The 18,581-nt window shown below is 58.0% G+C and carries 22 protein-coding genes; 11 read left to right on the forward strand and 11 right to left on the reverse strand.

Annotated features, from left to right (window positions below):
* Window positions 1–12 precede the first annotated feature (12 nt).
* The 3 genes from P9292_RS02700 to P9292_RS02710 are packed head-to-tail and all read left to right on the forward strand — an operon-like array spanning window position 13 to window position 2,307.
* Window positions 13–750 (forward strand): type IV toxin-antitoxin system AbiEi family antitoxin domain-containing protein, encoded by a 738-nt coding sequence (locus tag P9292_RS02700; protein ID WP_244797437.1) that lies wholly within the window; start codon window positions 13–15, stop codon window positions 748–750.
* Window positions 747–1,703, forward strand: coding sequence for a nucleotidyl transferase AbiEii/AbiGii toxin family protein (locus tag P9292_RS02705; RefSeq protein ID WP_244797436.1), 957 nt, complete (start codon window positions 747–749; stop codon window positions 1,701–1,703). Before P9292_RS02700 ends, P9292_RS02705 begins: the two co-directional genes overlap by 4 nt.
* A gap of 10 nt (window positions 1,704–1,713) precedes the next feature.
* Entirely contained in the window at window positions 1,714–2,307 is a 594-nt protein-coding gene (locus P9292_RS02710; protein ID WP_244797435.1) for a hypothetical protein, read from the forward strand.
* Window positions 2,308–2,310: 3 nt separating this feature from the next.
* Here the strand turns inward: P9292_RS02710 and P9292_RS02715 are convergent, their stop codons facing one another.
* The 8 genes from P9292_RS02715 to P9292_RS02750 all read right to left on the reverse strand — a co-directional run bounded on the left by P9292_RS02715 (window position 2,311) and on the right by P9292_RS02750 (window position 7,854).
* Complete coding sequence (locus P9292_RS02715) at window positions 2,311–2,640, reverse strand: hypothetical protein (protein WP_244797434.1); 330 nt, start codon at window positions 2,638–2,640, stop codon at window positions 2,311–2,313.
* 423 nt (window positions 2,641–3,063) lie between these two features.
* Window positions 3,064–3,498 carry an SET domain-containing protein gene (locus tag P9292_RS02720; protein ID WP_244797433.1) on the reverse strand — a complete coding sequence of 145 codons (435 nt, stop codon included), beginning with the start codon at window positions 3,496–3,498 and terminating at the stop codon, window positions 3,064–3,066.
* A gap of 138 nt (window positions 3,499–3,636) precedes the next feature.
* Window positions 3,637–4,866 (reverse strand): site-specific DNA-methyltransferase, encoded by a 1,230-nt coding sequence (locus P9292_RS02725; protein WP_244797432.1) that lies wholly within the window; start codon window positions 4,864–4,866, stop codon window positions 3,637–3,639.
* A gap of 302 nt (window positions 4,867–5,168) precedes the next feature.
* Window positions 5,169–5,513, reverse strand: coding sequence for a hypothetical protein (locus tag P9292_RS02730; RefSeq protein WP_244797431.1), 345 nt, complete (start codon window positions 5,511–5,513; stop codon window positions 5,169–5,171).
* 94 nt (window positions 5,514–5,607) lie between these two features.
* Complete coding sequence (locus tag P9292_RS02735) at window positions 5,608–5,910, reverse strand: hypothetical protein (RefSeq protein ID WP_309958139.1); 303 nt, start codon at window positions 5,908–5,910, stop codon at window positions 5,608–5,610.
* 2 nt (window positions 5,911–5,912) lie between these two features.
* Entirely contained in the window at window positions 5,913–6,452 is a 540-nt protein-coding gene (locus P9292_RS02740) for a hypothetical protein (RefSeq protein WP_244797429.1), read from the reverse strand.
* Entirely contained in the window at window positions 6,445–7,284 is an 840-nt protein-coding gene (locus P9292_RS02745; RefSeq protein WP_244797428.1) for a hypothetical protein, read from the reverse strand. The genes P9292_RS02740 and P9292_RS02745 overlap by 8 nt, the downstream gene beginning before the upstream one ends.
* 132 nt (window positions 7,285–7,416) lie before the next feature.
* A complete protein-coding gene (locus P9292_RS02750) occupies window positions 7,417–7,854 on the reverse strand; it encodes a hypothetical protein (RefSeq protein ID WP_244797427.1) in 438 nt (145 codons plus the stop codon).
* Between the two features lie 589 nt (window positions 7,855–8,443).
* Between P9292_RS02750 and P9292_RS02755 the strand changes: the two genes are divergently transcribed.
* Window positions 8,444–9,310, forward strand: coding sequence for a hypothetical protein (locus P9292_RS02755; RefSeq protein WP_244797426.1), 867 nt, complete (start codon window positions 8,444–8,446; stop codon window positions 9,308–9,310).
* 97 nt (window positions 9,311–9,407) lie between these two features.
* Complete coding sequence (locus P9292_RS02760) at window positions 9,408–9,740, forward strand: FxLYD domain-containing protein (RefSeq protein WP_244797425.1); 333 nt, start codon at window positions 9,408–9,410, stop codon at window positions 9,738–9,740.
* 718 nt (window positions 9,741–10,458) lie between these two features.
* On the opposite strand, the gene P9292_RS02765 is transcribed toward P9292_RS02760, so the two are convergent.
* Entirely contained in the window at window positions 10,459–10,695 is a 237-nt protein-coding gene (locus tag P9292_RS02765) for a hypothetical protein (protein ID WP_244797424.1), read from the reverse strand.
* 137 nt (window positions 10,696–10,832) lie between these two features.
* Here P9292_RS02765 and P9292_RS02770 point away from each other — a divergent pair, with 137 nt between their 5' ends.
* The 3 genes from P9292_RS02770 (at window position 10,833) to P9292_RS02780 (ending at window position 13,192) form a co-directional block, all read left to right on the forward strand.
* Window positions 10,833–11,771, forward strand: a complete 939-nt coding sequence (locus tag P9292_RS02770) for a Ku protein (protein WP_244797423.1) — start codon at window positions 10,833–10,835, stop codon at window positions 11,769–11,771.
* A gap of 2 nt (window positions 11,772–11,773) precedes the next feature.
* Window positions 11,774–12,595: a tetratricopeptide repeat protein gene (locus P9292_RS02775; protein ID WP_244797422.1), complete on the forward strand. Its 822-nt coding sequence runs from the start codon at window positions 11,774–11,776 to the stop codon at window positions 12,593–12,595.
* A gap of 96 nt (window positions 12,596–12,691) precedes the next feature.
* Window positions 12,692–13,192 (forward strand): hypothetical protein, encoded by a 501-nt coding sequence (locus P9292_RS02780; RefSeq protein WP_244797421.1) that lies wholly within the window; start codon window positions 12,692–12,694, stop codon window positions 13,190–13,192.
* 26 nt (window positions 13,193–13,218) lie between these two features.
* On the opposite strand, the gene ligD is transcribed toward P9292_RS02780, so the two are convergent.
* Window positions 13,219–15,126: a DNA ligase D gene (gene ligD, locus P9292_RS02785; protein ID WP_244797420.1), complete on the reverse strand. Its 1,908-nt coding sequence runs from the start codon at window positions 15,124–15,126 to the stop codon at window positions 13,219–13,221.
* 158 nt (window positions 15,127–15,284) lie between these two features.
* Between ligD and P9292_RS02790 the strand changes: the two genes are divergently transcribed.
* Entirely contained in the window at window positions 15,285–15,608 is a 324-nt protein-coding gene (locus tag P9292_RS02790) for a hypothetical protein (RefSeq protein WP_244797419.1), read from the forward strand.
* Here the strand turns inward: P9292_RS02790 and P9292_RS02795 are convergent.
* Window positions 15,596–16,372 carry a DUF5677 domain-containing protein gene (locus P9292_RS02795; RefSeq protein WP_309957977.1) on the reverse strand — a complete coding sequence of 259 codons (777 nt, stop codon included), beginning with the start codon at window positions 16,370–16,372 and terminating at the stop codon, window positions 15,596–15,598. The two genes, P9292_RS02790 and P9292_RS02795, sit on opposite strands and share 13 nt — an antisense overlap.
* Window positions 16,373–16,481: 109 nt before the next feature.
* On the opposite strand from P9292_RS02795, the gene imuA reads away from it, so the two are divergent.
* Window positions 16,482–17,183, forward strand: coding sequence for a translesion DNA synthesis-associated protein ImuA (gene imuA, locus P9292_RS02800; RefSeq protein WP_244797417.1), 702 nt, complete (start codon window positions 16,482–16,484; stop codon window positions 17,181–17,183).
* Entirely contained in the window at window positions 17,113–18,579 is a 1,467-nt protein-coding gene (locus P9292_RS02805; RefSeq protein ID WP_244797416.1) for a DNA polymerase Y family protein, read from the forward strand. Before imuA ends, P9292_RS02805 begins: the two co-directional genes overlap by 71 nt.
* Window positions 18,580–18,581: the final 2 nt, after the last annotated feature.

Below are 18,581 nucleotides of genomic sequence, written 5' to 3' on the forward strand. Positions count from 1 at the left end.
TATGCGTCGAAAATGAGCAACCGAACGAGCATCCAGCGACTGTTGCAAGAGACCCAACGCGGGCGCCCACTGGATTCCGAAATGCTACGGGACATGGGCATCAGCGCGGCGCTCGCGCACGACCTCGTCAAATCGGGCTGGCTTCAGCACCTCTCAAGGGGTGCATATCTCATGACAGGTGATGTCCCCAGCCGAGACGGCACCATCGCGTTCCTAAGCCGGCGGGTGCCAGGAATGCACGTCGCAGGGAAGACCGCTCTCTCGTGGCAAGGCGTGCGCCATAACATTGCGTTCCGGGAGCGCGTTGTTCTGTGGGGACAGAAGCCTTATGCCTTCCCCGATTGGGTAGGCGAACACCTGCTCTACTCATACCAGACCACCACCTTGTACGACGACGACTTTCTCTACGGCGAAGGTCTGAAACCACTGCCATCGGGCGACCCGGCCGTGCTGGTGTCGATCCCGGAGCGAGCACTACTTGAGCTCGCCAGCGATGTCGGGAAAGGTCAAACCCTGGAAGAGGCCAGAAACCTCATGGTCGGCCTGCGAAATATCCGGCCGCAAGTGCTCGACAAGTTCTTGAGCCACTGCACAAGGGTCAAAGTCGTCAGGCTTGTCCGAGACCTCGGTGCCGAGGCAGGATTTTCGTGGGCGCAGGATCTTCAGAAGCACGTCGATCGTCTCGGTCACGGGAAGCGGTGGACGCATAAAACCAAAGATGGAAAACGACTGACACTGAAACCGCAATGAACGACATTTACCTTGATACCGTCCGGCTGATGCTGGGCATCGCACCCATCATCTTCGATACGCCCCTGTTTGCCATGAAGGGCGGGACGGCGTTGAATCTTTTCGTGCAGGCCATGCCTCGACTCTCGGTCGATATCGACGTGGTTATGGTTGACCGACAACTGGCCCGCGACGATGCAATCGCTGCGATCAGCAACGAACTGGACCGCGCCCGTGCGCAGATCGAAGCGGAGGGGCACGCTGTCTCCGCAGCAACCGCCTCCGGCAAGGCAAAAGGCGACGAGGTGAAACTGACCGTCATCTCCGGACAAACGTCTGTCAAGGTCGAGGTGAACTACGTGTTCAGGGGCACCTTGCTCGAACCCGTAAGCCGTCCGCTTGTGAAGGCGGCAGAAGAGATGTTCAACACCAGCATTACCGTGCCAACCCTGCACGAAGCAGAGCTTTACGGCAGCAAGCTGGTTGCAGCACTCGACCGGCAGCACCCGCGCGATCTGTACGACGTGCTCCATATGTATTCCGCGCCGTCGCTTGGACTGCGCAGCGATATTCTCGATGCGTTCGTCTGCTACCTCGCAGGCCATAACAGACCTATTCACGAAGTCCTGTTCGCTCCGAAGCACCCGATGGCGGACGCGCACGAAAAGGAATTTGTCGGCCTGACCATCGAAGCGGTTGACGTGAAGACGCTGGAGGCAACACAGGATCAGCTTCATCGCGAGCTACCCGCTGCACTGACCGCTAAACATCGCGAGTTCCTTCTGTCACTTGTCAGATTGGAGCCGAACTGGGAACTGATGCCGTATGGACATTTGAACGAGCTCCCCGCGATCAAGTGGAAGATCCAGAACCTCGAGAAGCTGAAGAAGAAAAGCGCCGAACGGTTTGCTGAACAGGAGGCGCTGCTGCGCCAGAAATTCGACGAGATTGACGCCGGCGGGACGCCGGAATGAGGAACACTCGATGATCGATGACGCAATCCAGTTGATGCTGATCCAAGACCCCATTCAGGGGCGGCTGCTCGTCTGTGACGTGCCGAACGAGATCGTTCTCTCGGGCGCCGCCGACCGATTGGCAGCAAAGTTCACAATGATTGGTGAAGGTGGAACCCACCTGTCGGCCAACGCCGGCAAGCTGCTCGTGGGAATCGGCGGTTACGATGCCGACCCTCGCGAGCTCTACCAGATCGACGAGGTGCGGGCGTTCATCCGCGATCTGACTACAAAGGTGCCGTGGTGGATAGCGCTATTGCATCCCACGCTGACGTTGACCTGGGTCTGTTGTCTTATTCCGAAGCCACAGATCCAGCGCAAAGAAGCGGGATCGCTGATGGTCAAAATCGATAACGAGGCGGTCGAAGCGGTTCTCGTCGAGGCGATAAAGCGGGCTGCGGACAGGATGTTCGAACTTGATCTGGAAGAAGAGGACGCTGAGACTTTGCTGCAAAACCTCACCATCACAGCCAATGGAATCATGCAGGGTATCGACCCCACGGAAGCCGACCCATTCATTTCCAAGGCGCTACGAGACTACCACCAGCAGTTTCGCAACCATTAAAGACTACGCAGAAGCATATATGTCCAGGAAATCCCGGACAGCCTTCGTATCGCCAGACTCGACGGCCGCTCTCAACTGTCCTAGGTGGCCGAGCAACTCTTCAAGCGCGAAGGCGTGGGCTTGAGGTTGAATGTTGAAGCACCGCTCTTCGTGCTCTTCGAGTTGTTCTTCTGTGGCACCGTCGGGAGCTTCGGCCATTGCTCGAAGAGCGATCGCAGCATTGCGCAACATACCTTCGAGACTGACCGTCATCCCATTTCGCGTCGCAGGCAGATTCGACGCTGCGACGATCTGCTCGCCAAACCGCGTCAAGTCGAACGACTTCTCACTCATCTCAAAGCACCTCTTCTTGTTCTGTGACACTTCTTGATTGCTCAAAAGAGTTGGCCGGATAGCGGACGAAGGTTTGCCCACTTCACCGCGCTTTTGTGCGTACGCCCCTCTTCGTCCACCCATTCAATCATCGAACGTTCGTGACGCGCTTCACCGAGCACCCGAACCACTCTGTCCTTGTAGTGCGCAAGCTTGTTCTTGCCAGGGCTGACCACTCTCTTTCTGCGCGGCATGCGTGACCTCACAATAGCGTTGCCAAATTCACGCCGTGATAACGGCTCACATTACCGTTCGAAGCATAACATGTAGGAATACGTATTGGATCGTAGAGCGAGCAATGGGGAGCGTAAAAAAAGGGCGCCACACAGGCGCCCGAACACACGCTAGCCACGGGGATCGTGGCCCGCAAAAAAACTTCACAAACTAAATGCCAAGCATCGTGCCTCGGCAACTCAGAGAGCCACAGCGGCAGATATAGCCTCGCGCGATCTCGTCAGTCACCGGCACGTCGAGTTCGAGCGCATAGTCAATCAGCAACTCCATTCCCGGCTCCAAATCCTTCGTCGCATGAAAGTAGACGCGCCCCGACTCCTCGATCGCCTCGCAGTTAGCTGCGCATGCGTGATTGACCCAACGTGCACTGTTGCCCTCCTGTCCGCCATCGATCACGCGCCCGTCCGACAGACCGAACAGGAATGTATGCCCTTCCACGCCCTCACGTTCGTGCCGGCGAATCGCTGATTTCCACGTTGTAACGATCCCCTTGTATTCCAGAATCCGCTCGCCCGCGGTTATCTGGCGCAAGGCAAAAACGCCCTTGCCGTGGATGGGCGAGCGACGAACAGCAACACGACGCATGATTGAGAAAGCCAAAGTAGATGAAGATGCGAGTGTATCCGAGACAGCGTGCCGAAAAAAAGGCCCAACGTTTCGAGAAGAAACGTGGGCCTGTCGACGAGATGCATCGCTGCGTCCGTCCGTAGTTAAAGACAGCGTTCAGGCGGAGAACAAGTCCCCTGCCGGCCGATAGCTGTCGATGCTGCTTCGGGTCATACGCGCGTTCGGGAAGCGATTGGCGCCGCCATAGAGGTACTCCAGAGTGCAATCAATGCCGATCCAGTGTCGTCCCATCTCTTCTGCAACGGCGCCCGTTTCCAGTGAGCCACCAAAGGGATCAAGAACCGTATCTCCCTCCCTCGTAGTGAGTGCCACAAAATGCCTCGGCAGATCGGCTGGGAACCGCGCCGGGTGAACCGGGAGCCCCTGCTCACGACACTTGCGGATGTAGTCACTATTTGAGGAAGTGTTCGACGCGACCAGGAGCGAGGTAGGTATCGCACCGCCATTGTCGACATCAAATGCTCCTGCGGCCAAATGATGACCACTCGGACGTGTACCACCCGTTTCCCCACCGGCCGCAATTCGCGATCGCATGGCCTCGCTGTATGGCACCAGCACGTTCCGGTTGTCCGCGTACGGTTCCCCGTTGGGCGCAAGCCAGTAGATCTGTTCTAGCGATGGCTTTACGCGCACGCGTCGAATCGTGACCCATTCCGCTGGTGCTGGCATCTTTGCCGGATTGTGCCAGGCGTACCGCTGGCAAAGCTTCCAGCCAAGCTCGTCTTCGAGGCGGATCAGAAGACGCTCCTGATACAGCGACATGTACGGCTCACCTGCGGTCCATACGTCACCCAGGTTGATCACCACCGACCCATCCGCAGTCAGCTTTTTCGGCCACTGCTCCGCTATACGAAGCAACCAATCCAGATACTCGTTGACGTGCTTGTTGCCGTATTGCTTCTCACGAAGAAGTGGGTATGGAGGGGAACAGATGATCGACTGGATGGAGCCATCGTCCAGATACCCTATCGCTTCCTCCGAATTCCCAAAAAGCGCAGTGCCCATGTCAGTGCAAAAGATGGTGATCACAATGCCGGGCGCCGCTCGACGAAGTGCATCCTTCCCTTTCCCAGTGAGTTCCCATTCCCCGGTTCCAATGGGCGTAATCAGGTTTTGAAGTCGGGCGCGCTGCTGTGCCCACCGAACTGAGCGTTTGTAGACGTTCACATTCTGGCGACCTACACGGACGGTTGCTTCCCGGGCCTCCTCGGAGATTCCGCACTTGGTTGCGACGGCATCGTACAAGTCAGCCGTACGCGATCGACCACCGTTGTCGTCCATTGCGTTTAACAACGGGAGAACGATTTGCTGTTGCGTATGCTGCATTTTCTGCTCCTTGATCGAAGCCTCGCGGACTCGGGCCCTTGCGGGCTCGGAAGTGCCCGCGAAGGTTGTGGATGGTAACGGCACGACGCCGTTGTTCTCTATGCCCGTAGTAATGCGATACAGGGAGCAGGAAAAAAGGCAAAAAAAAGCCGACACACGAGAATGTGTCGGCATAAATGTCCTGGCGGTATTCCGAGGGCCGCGCCAGAACCTGAGAGGAGTTCAGTATAACACGTGCGCGTACTTTATCTGTATTTCAATTAGAAAAGATGCGACTTGCATCGGCGCGGCCCGGTCAGTGCTCAAGAAAACAGGTAAGGATGTGCGTCTTGCCATGCATAGAAAGCCATCGCGGCATAGTGAACGACGATCGCAAGCGAGACACCGACGGCCCATGAGCCAAGAATCAGCGAAGGCACAAAACGGTCGCGGTCGACACCGCCGAAGTAGATCCAGGCCGCCATGATCGGGGCGAACACAATCATGACCGCATTGAGAACCCAGGCACCTGACCAGAGGTCAGCTTGCCAGAAACGTGTCACCGCGAGTCCTGAGGCAAACAGGACGCTGACGGCGCCAACGATAAAGATCGCCTCAAGCACTGCTACTTCCCACGGGATCTGGCGACGACGCGTGAAGATCAACATAACTTCCCCCCTAACTAGGTGATTAACAACGACTTTCCCGCCAGCATATCCATTTCGACGGCTGGTGCAAGCCGACGCGCAATTCCGTCCGCTTTCAGGATGGATTGTCGGATTTGCGCAACACACGATAGGCCCCAAATGCGAGCAGCATCACAACAGCAACGACCGGCGCCAACTCGACCAGTTCGCGGGCGCGCATCGCTGGGTCAAGCGCCAGCCAATGACGCGCGGCCACAACGACCACGCTCAACGCGATCAGCACTCCGGCCGCGAAAGCGAGCCGGGAGAGCAGCTCCTCGGCCGTGGCAAACATGCGGTCCGCATCAGTGGACGCGCGAAAGTCCGCGTTGCGGTCGTCGCGTCCGTTCTCTCGGCGAGAGAATCGACTATAAAGCACGCTCAATGCTCCCCTTTCTCCGCATCGACGGGCCGATCCACCAGTTTGGGAATGATGTCGCGCCTCACCCGGGCGAACGCTTCCTTGTAACTGCCCGCCCGGCGTGCCTCCTTGATGATCAGGCACAGCCTCATATCGCTGTACGGGTCGGCATCAGACGTTGCGGCGTCGCCAGCGATGAGCGTACACAGCCGCGCCAACGTGCGTTCGGTCTCATCGCTTGATGGGCTGTCGTGAGCTATGTGCACCCGTCCGTCCGGCTCAGCAATACACCAGCCGCCACCATACCGACTGACGCTCCACTCGCCGATTCTGGTCACGCTCGAGGCGCCCTCTGCTGCGGCGCCGACATCGGTGAGAGTCGCAATCATCCGGCCAGAGGTCTCATTGAACACCTCGACCGTGTCCCACCCATGCGGGTCCGCCAGCCAGTGTTTCGCGTAGACAATCGCGCTCGCATCGTCTCGCTGAACCAGGTGTTCGAACGTAGCTTTGGCCTGACTGTTCCGTCGTTGCAGGCGCACTGTGTACTTCTCAGCCATGGTTTTGGCCCTCCATGCCTGCGATACGATCAGCGGCACGCCGCAGGTCGCCCTTGCAATCGATCAGCGCCGTCTCGAACTGCTCGTGCACGGTAACGTCTGCCGTAAATCCCGGCTGGTACTTGATGATCGACTGGAGGACATCCATCCTCTCCTCGTCGGTGAGAACCGATGGATCTGCTTCGGCCTGAGGGACCTCGGGGACGTGCGGCATCTCCGCGATCACCCTCTGGAGAGCATTGCGGCACGCGATCGCGCCCAGGTAGTCGCCATGGAAGTCGCGAGCACGAAATTCCGCCGCTTTGGAGTCGCAAAGCTCAGCTGCTCGCTCGAGAGCAAGACGGGTAGCCATGACGATAGGGGCTTCGCAGACACCATCGGCTACGGTCGAAGCCGGATAGCTGTGGAGCCGCCAATGTGTGACGTGCTGCGCCACTTCCGTTCGGGCTGCTGCGACACTGTCCGGATCTTCTGACGGGTAGAGATCGTCCGCTTTGATGTCGAAGAACTGTTCCCCTGCGAAGTCGACGCCTTGTGTGAAAGCGAGAACCCGAAGCGCCTGGTCATAGGGTGGGAGCCCATCCTGAACGCTCACAAAGCCAGCCGGCGCCACCGTGTCACCCTGCACCCGATATGCTGCGGCGACCGTAGCACGGAGATCGCCTAGCACGAGTCGCCCCAAAGTTTCGCGCGCATCCCTCGCTGCCACGAGCGTGCGTTCCTTCAGCGTGGAAGCGGGCTCTGCTGCAACGCCAAGTGCCTCGCGAAGCATCATCAGTTCGGCACGAAGGCTGTCCAGAACATCATCGGTTGCAATCGTTTCTCTCATCATGTCTCACGGGGAAGGATTTTACATGATCCATTTCGATACTTAACACGTACCTATAATTTTATCCGCTCTGACGACGTTAATTCAACCACCTCATCGACTCAATGAATCTGTGACGAGGTGGAGGTGATTCGGTCAGCGCTTGCCAAATAGCCGATGGTAGCGGTCGATCAGACTGCTCGCCTGCCTCACTAAAGCCACCCCTGTCGGCGCGAAGAGCAGCACCCAAGGCAGGATCAGAGCGATCAACATCCCCAAACTGCCTCCGGGAAAATGCTCAGCGCCCCGCTGATAGGAGAAGCCCAGTTCCTTGCCCAACGGGATTTGTACGCCCAGTTGGTCTCTCGGGGAGAAAAAGCGATCACCGGTCAGAGAAGATGTCAGGCGGCCAGTCGCGGTGCAATAACCTTGCGCATCCGGTTTCTCTTGAGCCACGGCGCATAGCTCGCCCTGAAGCACTACCGTCGCCGGGTCGATACTTTGAAACGAAAAGACGATCCGAAAGACGCCGTAATACACGACGAGCGCCAGGACGATGTAGGTCCATGAGGAGAAGAAGGACTTGTTTTGCATGTGCGAGTGAAAAAAGAGAGGGTCAAAGGATGCGCGCACCCTGTTGAGCTATCCGGACCGTGTGTGCGAGGCGTCGGCGGCATTATCCCGGCGTATCGCCTCCGCAAGCACAAGCAGTGCATTACGCACGCGTGGACTCGCGCCGCCTCCGAAAGGCTCCCTAAAACGCAGCGAAATCTCGCCACATTGTAGAACATGCAGATCGCCGTCCCGGCCGATGACGACCGTCAACTCGTGCTCCGCACCTCGCTGGCCATCGCAATCGTCGTGGACTCGCGAATACGCGGCGCCGATCGATAGAGATTTCGGCCAGAACACTGACTCGAGAAGCACGTCCAGAGAACTCGTCACCGCACTGTCAGTCGGGACGGTAACTCCGTTATTCCCAATACGCATATGCACCCCTCCGGAAACACACCGCCGCGCTACGCAATATAACACGTATGCACAATCTATCAGTTTGCATTTGTCAAATCTAAGCGCTTTGCGCGTTGCGAAAACACAATTAAGATACTTCCCATGTATTACCACGTGTTACGATTCGATCGCCGTATCAAACTGAAATAAACGAACAACCAGCGAGGGGTAGATGAAGGTCAATTCGTATCGTAAGCACGCAATTTTTGCAGCCGTGTTGGTGTTGGGTTCCGTTGCCCTGTCCGCCTGTGGCGGTGGTGGCTCCAGCAACGCGGCAACGGCCGCGGCAGCTTCCACGCCTGCGGCCACACCGCCCGCAGGTATCACGGTTCAAGGCTCCGCGCAGTCGGTCACCGCGGTCGATGGCAAGGTTCGCGTCATCCTGTCGGCGCCGAGCTGGACCTCGGACGGTTCGATCGCCAGCGGCAGCTACTTCATGGGCGCAGCAATCGCTGCGAGCGGCCTGAAGGAAGAGAAGCCGGGCGCTTACAGCGAGATCAGCAACGGAACCACCGTTGCGACGCTGAGCTCGTCGGCAACGATCGCAGACGTGGCGGGCAACGGCCAGTTCGCCATCGGCCGCTGGACCAATGGCAGCGACACGCTGGGCGGGACGTACAACGCCAAGCAGGGTCGTACCTATGCAGTCGGCAGTCCACTCCAGGTCACGATGGCTGCGAACGCTACGCTCAACTGCTCGCTGGTCGCTGCCACCAGGCCCACTTCTGCCAATGGCAACACTGACATCGGCACGCTCGAAGCGGCGACAGCAAAAATCACCCAGGACGCTTCGGGTAGCCCGACTGGCCAGACGATGGATCTGACGCTCACTTACTCGATCGGCTCCGACTCGCATGTCACGTTTGGAACGACGGGCGTGTTCACGAATGCTGGCGTGATGAGCCGCCTCAGCAAATCGACGATCGTGAACTACTTCGTTGGCGCTGACCCGGCCAAACCGTATCTGATGCTCTCGTACGGCATTCAGGCGCCGACCACGGGGACCGTGAACGGTGTCGCAGTTCTTTCGTGCTCGTAACACGTCCTGCGGTCGGATCAAGGCCCTTCACTCGATTGTGAAGGGCTTTTCTGTTTCGTTGCTAGAATCGTCTGACGAATAACTTATGGGGTCTACCATGCGTCGCCTTTTTGCCACCGTTGCAGCATTGACCGCTCTCTTGTCCGCGTCCGCTTTCGCTGCTGACAATCCAATCGCACTCTCCGATGATCTGCATGCTGTTCCGAGCCAGTCGCCGTATGGTTCGCTCACTGGCACCGCGGTGAACACTTCGGATAAGGTGATACCGGTTGCTGTCATCCAGTTTGATCTGCTGGATGAAAATGATCGGCTTGTCGGGAATACGCTAGCCGAAGCGTTTCAACTCGCTCCCGGGCAACCGTGGATCTACAACGCGCTGGTGCCGGTTCCTTTCCACCACGCCAAGGTGAAGAAAGTCACGGCGATGTAACCACCTTTTATGGACCCGTCGCAGTCGGCCACACACCCCAGCTGGGGTCATCACATCAATTTCCCTCTCCTGCCCGGTCGCCACTAGCATCGGCCGTTGGCCCGGGCGAAGCCCCTGTCATTGGCATGCCCATCCATTCGTGATCGCAACGAACAAGGAAGCGGTACGCATCCTCACGGCTGCATCGCTTGCCTTCGACACTCCATTGGACGGCGCCGCTCTTCGTCAGAGTGACATCGTAGACAGGTCCGCATGTCGGCCGCACCAGCACCTCGCCTCGTCGCACCGCTTCTTCCATCTCGGCCATCAGCCGCAGCCTTTGAGTCTTCAATCTCATGGTCCGCTTCCCGGTGCCCTATCGTTGCCGTCGTGCCCCGCGCAACTCCTCGACGAGCTGTTCGCCTGCCATGGTTAGAGCATAGGCGCCGCCGTCCAGCTCGAGAGTCAGACCGAGCGCGCTGAGTTTGCGCATTGTCACGCGCTTCCAGACATATTTGCCCGGAGGGTAATTCGCGCAATCGCGTAGCGCCCACTGTTGTGAAGGCGTCAGGTCGTCAGGCTTTGTCATTCGCACGCACCCAGAGGTCAGACTTTATTTCTTCAACACATAATTCGTGAGGCGGTGCAAGGAGCGCCTTACAATTTCTAAGGTAAACAGTTGTCTAGATAGCCGGAGGCTTAACGGTGCTATCCCGGGCCAATATTATCAAAGTGTGGATCAGTCGGGCTCGGGAGGCGGGCCGGGGAACGGCAACACCTCTTCTCGGGTCACGCCTAAAAGCTCAAGGGCGGCCCGAATCACTTCGATCTCTCCGCGGAAGTCCAGATGAATCTCCTCGCCTTCGCTAATGGCCCGCATTCGATCGTGAACGGCTAGGGCGTGCAGTGCTGCATTTAGCGCCCTAGCGAGCTGGCCATCACGCCCTTCGTCCTCGAATATGGAATTCGTCTTCATAAATCCTCCTCACCTTCGCAACGTGCCCCATTTCCTGCGCGGTCGGACGGGCATCTTTCCTGCTTAATCGCCGAAGCTGGCGCATGCGTCGAGACGTTGGAGTACAGTTCCCAAGCGGACTTCTGAGGAGTAGCAACATGGCTGCCCGATCGATCGCTTCTATGACACTTTCCTTCGGACTTGTTTCAGTGCCGATCAAAGTCTTCACAGCCACCGAGTCGAAGTCCGGCATCGGGTTCAATCTCATGCATAAAGAATGTGGCACAAGACTGAAGCAACAGTACGTCTGCCCGCATGACGCGAAGGTGGTCGAGCGAGCCGACATGGTCAAAGGGTATGAATTCGAGAAGGAGCGATATGTCCTCTTTGACAAGTCCGAACTGGAAGCACTTGAGGTCAGTGCTAGCCATACCATCGACATCGTGTCGTTCGTGCCGACTGGTGCTGTAGACCCGATCTACCTCGACAAAGCCTACTTCCTTGGCCCCGACAAACGCGGAGACAAGCCCTATCAGTTGCTCTATCAGGCAATGAAGGATAGCGATACATGTGCGATTGCGAAGTGGGTATGGAAAGGAAAACAGCACATGGTCCAGATCCGGGCCGGGCAAGACGGCATCATCCTGCAAACTCTGCTCTATGCTGACGAAGTGCGATCGCAGGCAGAAATCGGCATCCGACTGGGCGACGTGCAACAGGCTGAGCTCCAGCTTGCCGAGCAGCTAATCGATCAGTACCGGGTCGACAGTTACGATGCTTCTGCGTACAAGGACGAGGAAAAAGAGCGGATTCTCGCCGAGATCGATAAAAAGATAGCAGGCAACAAAATCACCGCTGCCCCTTCAGTCGAACAGGCGAGCGCACAGGTCATCGATCTGGTCGAGGCCCTACGTGCCAGCCTGAAGAAAAAGCCCCCAGCCGACGGACGAACCGCGCCACGCGCCGCCGTAGGGAAAACTGCGAAGACGGGACAAGTTGCCGGCGAACCGCCTGCTGCAACTCAACGTCGTGCAGTGCGCCGGGCGCCAGCCGATGAGCAGCCAGCACCGGCCCGGAAGACTGGCACGAAGAAGTGAGCATGCGCGACGCCGGCTACAGCCTGCGGGAAGTCCAACGAATGCTTAGCGTCTCGCGAAGCGTCGTCGAACGGCTCATTGCTGCCGGTTTCGTAACGCCGAGCGCTGGCGAACGCCGCGAACGCCGGTTTAGCTTCCGAGATGTCGTGATTCTGCGGACCGCGCATGCTTTGCGCGTCGCAGGCGTCTCGCCGATGAAAATCGTCCGCGCACTTGATCACCTCCAAAAAAGCTGGTCTCGAGACGGCTCGCTGACTAGCGTCCGGATCGCTGCCGTCGGCGATCGCGTCGCCGTGCGCGACGACACCAGTCGGCAATGGGACGCAGAGTCTGGCCAGTTGCTGCTGGATTTCGAACCAAAGCCAGCATGCGGGAACGTCGCGTCACTGGAACGTCCGCGCTTGGAAAAGACGCGATCGTCGGCTGAGGATCTCTTCTATGAGGCGCGGGATCTCGAGGGAGAAAATCCTGAAGCCGCAGAAACGATGTACAGGGAAGCACTACTTCTGGCGCCCGACTACATCAACGCGTCTTTGAATCTTGGGTGCATTCTCGTAGAAACGGAGCGATTCAATGACGCCATCACGGTGTATAAGGCCGCATTAAGATATCAGCCCGACGACGCAACACTGCACTTCAATATCGGGGTGGCGCTCGAGGACTCTGGGCAACTTCGGGACGCATTGGATTCGTATCAGGAATGCATCCGCCGCTCGCCGAACTTCGCCGACGCGCATTTTAACGCCGCTCGGATACACGAAGAACTGGGTGAGGCAACAAAAGCAATCCGGCACTTCAACCGTTATCGCAATTTGCAGAAGTGACGCACCGGCGCGTGGCGAGCATCCGGTGCATGCGGAACACGACTTGCGAACCTACAATCGATGAAGCACGACCTAACGTGTACTCGAGAGGCGGCAATGTTTGTTTCCTATCTGATAGATCCGCTTGAGCGTTCTGTTACGAAGGTGAGCAACGGTTTTGATCGCGCCCCCGCTCTACTCGACACAGAATGCCTTGAGATGACTAACCTGTGGACTGATATGGCTGACGACGAGTCTACCGTCGACATGGTGACTGCGGAAGAAGACCTACTCGAGCCACCTGAGGCCTATGCGACGTTCGCTTTCACACTCAAATTGGGATTAGAAAGCTTACGGCGCCATTTTTGTGGCAAGGGGATACTAGTTGTCTGCGGCAACGTCCGTGCTGACTTGGCAGAACAAGTCGCCACCATTGACAATGTCCAGTCCGCAGTCGAATTTCTTCAGACGAAGACCGTACAGGAGCCGGTTGTCAACACGCAGCGCGGCACTGTCTTCCACTGGAACAGGCACTCGCGATTCGCCCGAGAGCGGGCGGCAGCGCGTAGAGCAGTTAGTACCGAATTGAGCAAGCACAGGTCGACCAAAAAAAGCTAATAATGAATCGCTGCTCCACCGCCGACTTACTTCATGTCGACAGCGCGGCGCATTGCAGCCGTCAGGCCCTGCCGCGTTCTGTGATATCCGGCCCAAGGATCAGCGCCCAACGACCGCATACGTTGCACCGCATTCGCAATTGTCCATTGATCGGCTGATGCCACGTCGTTTAACTCCTCCCAGGCGATTGGCATCGAGACGCCCATACCAGGCCTTGCACGAGCAGAATATATTGCGGCAGTGCTCGCGCCTTTGCTGTTCCGGAGGTAGTCAATGAATATTTTCCCGACGCGATTTTTCGGACCGAGCACCGCCGAGAATCGCTCCGGCATGAGCCGCGCCATGTAACGCGCAATCGATTGAGAGAAGGTTTTGATGTCTTCCCAGTCTTGCCTGCGGGTGACCGGCACGACGATGTGATAGCCCTTCCCTCCGCTAGTCTTGATGAAGCTTTTCAGCCCAATCTCGTCAAGCAAAACCTTCGCGAGGGTCGCCGCATCCGTCATCATTTGCCAGGGAAGCGAGGGGTCTGGATCTAGGTCCAGCACGAATCTATCGGGGTGTTCCAAGTCGGGCTGACTCGCGTTCCAACTGTGCAATTCCACCGCGTTCATCTGCGCGACGGCAACGAGCGCTTCTCTGGTGTCAATTACCAACAAGGGTTGATGTCCCGGAAAGAAGTCTGAAGGCAACCGCGTGATGCCTGGTATCGCGGATCGCTCCTCGTGCTTTTGGAAGAACAACTCCCCCTGTATCCCCTCGGGTGCGCGCACGAGAGAAACCGGCCGATCCATGAGGTACGGAAGCGCAAACTCGGAAATCTCGTCGTAGTAGCGTACCAGTTCAATCTTTCGGATTCCCGATTGTTTGTCGATTACCCGATCGGGATTGGAAATCTTGACGCCAACAACAACCGGAGCGCTACCAGTTTGTGCTCGTCCTAGCGGCGCCCCCTCGCCCGTCTGGCCGCTCACAGTGCCAACGTCAACCGCCGCCTCTTGAGTGATGGACGAGGCCGCCTTGTCGTAACGGAGGCCTTTGAATGTGGCGTGCCTCGCTTCTCCACCAGGTGTCCATTCGAGAAACGACGCCTCAACCACAATCTCGGGCGTCAGCCACACGAATTCCGTGCCTCGCTTGTGCGACGGTGGGTTGTAGAACGGCGGCTCCGTAGTAGCGAATGCCACGACCCGCTGTTCAAGCTCTGCCCGTTGTGCGGTCCGCAATTCCGCCTTGACCGTACCCGCGTATCGAAGCGACCCATCACGCTCGTGGACGCCAATCATAAGTGACCGAATTCCTGATCGCGCACCGGAGGGTCTGGTGAAGCCACCAACGACGAACTCTTGCCTCAGGAAGCATTTCAGTTTGATCCAATCAGTGGAGCGACCAGAACGATATGGAGCATCCAGGCGCTTGCCCATGATGCCTTCAAGACGCATCCGGCATGCGGACGCCAGCAATGAATGTGGATCGTCAGTGAAAGATTCACTGGTACGAATCCTTTCGCTTGGAAAATCTGCCAGCAGGGAGATGAGGGCCTCTCGCCTTTCACGAAGCGGCGACTCGCGCATATCCTGTCCGTTTATAAAGAGCAGATCGAAAGCGAAGTAGGTCAAATCCGATGTGCTCCGGCGATCGAAGGCGTTTTGAAGCGCGTTGAAGTCTGGCAATCCGCTGTCGTTCAAGACCACGACTTCTCCATCGAGCCATACTGTCTCGCTCGGTAGCGTCTCGATCTCGCGAGCCAACGCAGGCATCTTGCTGGCCCAATCGTGGCCTCCACGCGTAATGAGCCGGGCTTGTCCGCGCTCAAGCCTGCACATCAGCCTGTAGCCGTCGAACTTAATCTCGTAAGACCATTCGCCAACAGTCGGGGGGGCTTTGGCAAGCGTTGCGAGTTGCGGGGCAATCGCATCCGGCATCTTCTGCATTGATGGCCGCCTTCGTCTGGTCGAAACATTCTTCATCCCAACTGGCACTTGCATCGCTCCCTTTCGATAAGCGAACGCACGAACTTCCTTAGACCCAACGCTTTCGATAACGCGCGATAATCCTTGCCCAAGCCTGCAAGTCCCCAATTCGCCAGCACATGAACGTACACCAGTTTCTCGAGACCGTCCTGAGGATCGAACTCCAGCACGTCGGCAAAATGTTCACCTCGGTTGAACTATTTCTGAGCAGTGGAGAGTCTGCCTCCATAACGATCGAGGCGATGGGCGACCAGTACACGATTCATAGCTTTGCCATGGCCGCGCATTTTGCACATGCTGCCGATCTCCCCTCGTTTTTTGACAGTGTTGGCAGTCGTGGCCGAGTGCTCGCTAATACTTACCCTCTGGATTCGATCCTTCTGAGACAGGCGCACACAGACATTAAGGAATACCTGATTCGGCACGGCATTTACACGCCATGACCCTCCCCCGTGTCGGACATAGCCGCCGACATCTTCTCTATCCCGATCTTCAGGCATGCCGATACCATGCCCAGCGCGAATTCCAGATTGTCCGTAGACGGTCCGAAGTCGAGATCGACCTCGCCACTAGGTCTTCGGACAAATTCATGATCAAGCGCCGTTAGCGTGCTGTGCGCAGCCGCTAGCGACAGTCCGCGATACATCGTCTGATATAGATAATCGAGCCCTGCTATGTGGGCGGCATCGAACGCGGAAAACTCGCCCTTCTTGTGCTCGGCATCAAGCAGGGCGAGCAATGCCGTTCTGTCGCCTTCCGATAGCGTGCTATTGACCGTCTGCTCTCTCGTCATGCCCTGCACCTGCTTCCGCTTTTGCCGCATATCCTCCGCGATCAACTTTTCTACGACGCTCGGCTCAACGACAAGGGCGACAGCGTGAAAAAGCGCTTCCGCGGCAGTTCGAGTTTGGGTCATGGAATCGGGGATGAGTCCACGCTCCGCGAGGATGATTGCTCCCTGGCAAGCCCGGACGCATTTCATCCAATAAGCTGCCGCAAACAGCTTTGCCGGCGAACCATCGGAGAAGGTTGCTTCGTGGAGTTGCCTGACCGCTTCATCCGACCAGCCATCGCACTCCGCGAATTGCGACGGGAATTGCTGTCGGACTTCCTTGCGATGATGTTCGACCTCCGCCGACAGAAATCCCCGCGTCCCGAAATTGTCGTCTGCCGTCATCTTCTTCCAACGAGAACAAAGAGCCATCATACGACTACAGCCGCCCTGACTTGATCGCACCCCATTTTTACGAGTTGTGCAAGCGAGACAAGAGTGACATATACTGTACATTCATACAGTACTCGATAGGCGACCTTCCGTGGGACTTCCGGCACCGGAGACAATCCATCCTTCGCTCTGGCTCGGCTCGCAACTAGCGGCTGGCCGGGCGAATGTCATGCCGTGCGGGTTTCCAGAGCTTGCCGCCGAGCTGCCGGGAGGCGGTTGGCCAAGGGGCGCCCTGACCGATCTGCTGGTGCAGCAGCCCGGCGTGGGCGAACTCCGTCTTCTGCTGCCGGCATTGCGCCAATGTGCGCACCGGCCGATTGCATTGCTACTGCCCCCGCACACGTTCCATCCCGAGGCTGCCGCCTACTGGGAACTGCCGCACTCGACGTTCAACGTGATCCGCGCACAGAAGACTGCCGATGCCCTCTGGGCCGCGGAGCAGATCTTGCGTGCTGGCACCTTCGGCGCGTTGATTTTCTGGCAATCGCACGTGCGCCAGGATTCCCTGAGACGCCTCCATCTTGCTGCACAGACCAGCGAGACGCTCTTCTTCATGGTTCGGCCGTTGGCCACTGCCAGCGACACATCGCCCGCCCCTCTTCGGCTCGCGGTGAGACCGCGGCGCGACAGCGTGGCGCTCGACTTCGTCAAACGCCGTGGCCCAGCGCGCGACGAGCCGTTGATCGTCCAACTTTCACACTCGCCCATCCTTTTGAATCGCCATGCAAGTCTGGATCGGCGCGTATCTGCCGCACCTCAGTCTCGAAGTCTTCCAGCCGAAGTGGTCTCTTGATTCGGACCACGGTCTCGTCGTTTTGGATCGCGAGCGGGTGGTGGAATGCGACAAGCGCGCGATCGACGCGGGAGTTCGCACGGGCATGCGCAAAGGCGGCGTTCTCACGCTTGTACCCAACGCCCGCATCTGCGATCGCGACGAGATCCGCGAACAGCAGACTCTCGTGGACGTAGCTACGGCTCTCATGCAGTTCAGCCCGCTGGTGACCATCGCGGAAGAAGAAACCATACTCGTCGACATCTCGGCGAGTCTGCGCTTGTTCGGAGGCATACGCGCGATCAGGCGTGCGATGCGCGCATCCCTAGCCGCATTCGGCTTCACTGTCCAAATCGGAGTCGCGCCGACCGGCGAGGCTGCATGGCTGATGGCCAGGTTCCGCGGCGGGCAACGACTCTCTGTACGCTCGCTGATGCGGCAACTACCGGCTTTGCCAGCCTTGTTGATACCAGACACGCGACGCTACTCTGATTGGTTCACTGGTCTTGGTTGTGAGACCGTCGCCGATCTGCGCCGCCTTCCCCGGGCAGGCTTGAAAAAGCGATGCGGAACCGCCCTGCTGGACCGGCTCGACAGAATGGTCGGCGAAGCACCAGAGCTTTTCCACTGGGTTGAAACCCCGCCGACATTCAACGCGCGCATTGAATTGCCGGATCGTGTCGAACACGCTGAAGCTGTTCTCTTCAGCGCGCGACGACTCATTGTGCAACTCACAGGATGGCTCGCGAGCAAACAACTCGCCCTGAAACGTTTTTCCGTTTTGCTGGAACACGAACGTGGTCGCTCAGCCGTCCCGCCGACGCAAATTACCGTAGCTTTGGCCGAGCCCACGTGGCACGAAGAGCATTTGACGCGACTCCTGAAAGAGCGCCTTGGCCGCACTGCGCTTGATGCCGCCGTTATCGCTGTCCGGCTCGAGGTCGATGATGTTGCGCTCGCGGAGCCGCCATCGGATTCCCTCTTTCCTGACCCCGGCGGCAACAAGGAAGACCACGCCCGCCTGATGGAGCTGCTAGTTGCTCGACTTGGTCCGGAGAACGTTCTTCGTCCAGCGCCCATCGCCGACCATCGACCAGAGGTAATCGCGAACTGGGTACCTGTAACGAGCGATGCCAAGGGTTGCGATCTCCCGGGCGAGCAGCCTCGACCCGCGTGGTTGCTTGAAAAGCCCATCCAGTTAATGACGCGACAGCATCGCCCGTTTTACGGTAGCCCGTTGCGCACGGTATCCCCAGGCGAACGCGTTGAAGGTGGATGGTGGGATGGCGAACTGGTAACCCGCGACTACTTTGTTGCCGAGGCTGACGATCAAACGTGCTACTGGATATACCGGGAGCGCGTGGGCAGCCGCGAAGAAGAAGATCCTCGGTGGTTCCTGCACGGCCTTTTCGGGTGATG

The organism is Caballeronia sp. LZ001 (assembly GCF_031450875.1).
Classification (GTDB): domain Bacteria; phylum Pseudomonadota; class Gammaproteobacteria; order Burkholderiales; family Burkholderiaceae; genus Caballeronia.

Bases quoted from the DNA above. Each gene is read 5' to 3' on its own strand.
- P9292_RS02700 (WP_244797437.1), top strand. From the start codon at position 13: ATGAGCAACCGAACGAGCATCCAGCGACTGTTGCAAGAGACCCAACGC.
- P9292_RS02705 (WP_244797436.1), top strand. From the start codon at position 747: ATGAACGACATTTACCTTGATACCGTCCGGCTGATGCTGGGCATCGCA.
- P9292_RS02710 (WP_244797435.1), top strand. From the start codon at position 1,714: ATGATCGATGACGCAATCCAGTTGATGCTGATCCAAGACCCCATTCAG.
- P9292_RS02715 (WP_244797434.1), bottom strand. From the start codon at position 2,640: ATGAGTGAGAAGTCGTTCGACTTGACGCGGTTTGGCGAGCAGATCGTC.
- P9292_RS02720 (WP_244797433.1), bottom strand. From the start codon at position 3,498: ATGCGTCGTGTTGCTGTTCGTCGCTCGCCCATCCACGGCAAGGGCGTT.
- P9292_RS02725 (WP_244797432.1), bottom strand. From the start codon at position 4,866: ATGCAGCATACGCAACAGCAAATCGTTCTCCCGTTGTTAAACGCAATG.
- P9292_RS02730 (WP_244797431.1), bottom strand. From the start codon at position 5,513: ATGTTGATCTTCACGCGTCGTCGCCAGATCCCGTGGGAAGTAGCAGTG.
- P9292_RS02740 (WP_244797429.1), bottom strand. From the start codon at position 6,452: ATGGCTGAGAAGTACACAGTGCGCCTGCAACGACGGAACAGTCAGGCC.
- P9292_RS02745 (WP_244797428.1), bottom strand. From the start codon at position 7,284: ATGATGAGAGAAACGATTGCAACCGATGATGTTCTGGACAGCCTTCGT.
- P9292_RS02750 (WP_244797427.1), bottom strand. From the start codon at position 7,854: ATGCAAAACAAGTCCTTCTTCTCCTCATGGACCTACATCGTCCTGGCG.
- P9292_RS02755 (WP_244797426.1), top strand. From the start codon at position 8,444: ATGAAGGTCAATTCGTATCGTAAGCACGCAATTTTTGCAGCCGTGTTG.
- P9292_RS02760 (WP_244797425.1), top strand. From the start codon at position 9,408: ATGCGTCGCCTTTTTGCCACCGTTGCAGCATTGACCGCTCTCTTGTCC.
- P9292_RS02765 (WP_244797424.1), bottom strand. From the start codon at position 10,695: ATGAAGACGAATTCCATATTCGAGGACGAAGGGCGTGATGGCCAGCTC.
- P9292_RS02770 (WP_244797423.1), top strand. From the start codon at position 10,833: ATGGCTGCCCGATCGATCGCTTCTATGACACTTTCCTTCGGACTTGTT.
- P9292_RS02775 (WP_244797422.1), top strand. From the start codon at position 11,774: ATGCGCGACGCCGGCTACAGCCTGCGGGAAGTCCAACGAATGCTTAGC.
- P9292_RS02780 (WP_244797421.1), top strand. From the start codon at position 12,692: ATGTTTGTTTCCTATCTGATAGATCCGCTTGAGCGTTCTGTTACGAAG.
- ligD (WP_244797420.1), bottom strand. From the start codon at position 15,126: ATGCAGAAGATGCCGGATGCGATTGCCCCGCAACTCGCAACGCTTGCC.
- P9292_RS02790 (WP_244797419.1), top strand. From the start codon at position 15,285: ATGAACGTACACCAGTTTCTCGAGACCGTCCTGAGGATCGAACTCCAG.
- P9292_RS02795 (WP_309957977.1), bottom strand. From the start codon at position 16,372: ATGATGGCTCTTTGTTCTCGTTGGAAGAAGATGACGGCAGACGACAAT.
- P9292_RS02805 (WP_244797416.1), top strand. From the start codon at position 17,113: ATGCAAGTCTGGATCGGCGCGTATCTGCCGCACCTCAGTCTCGAAGTC.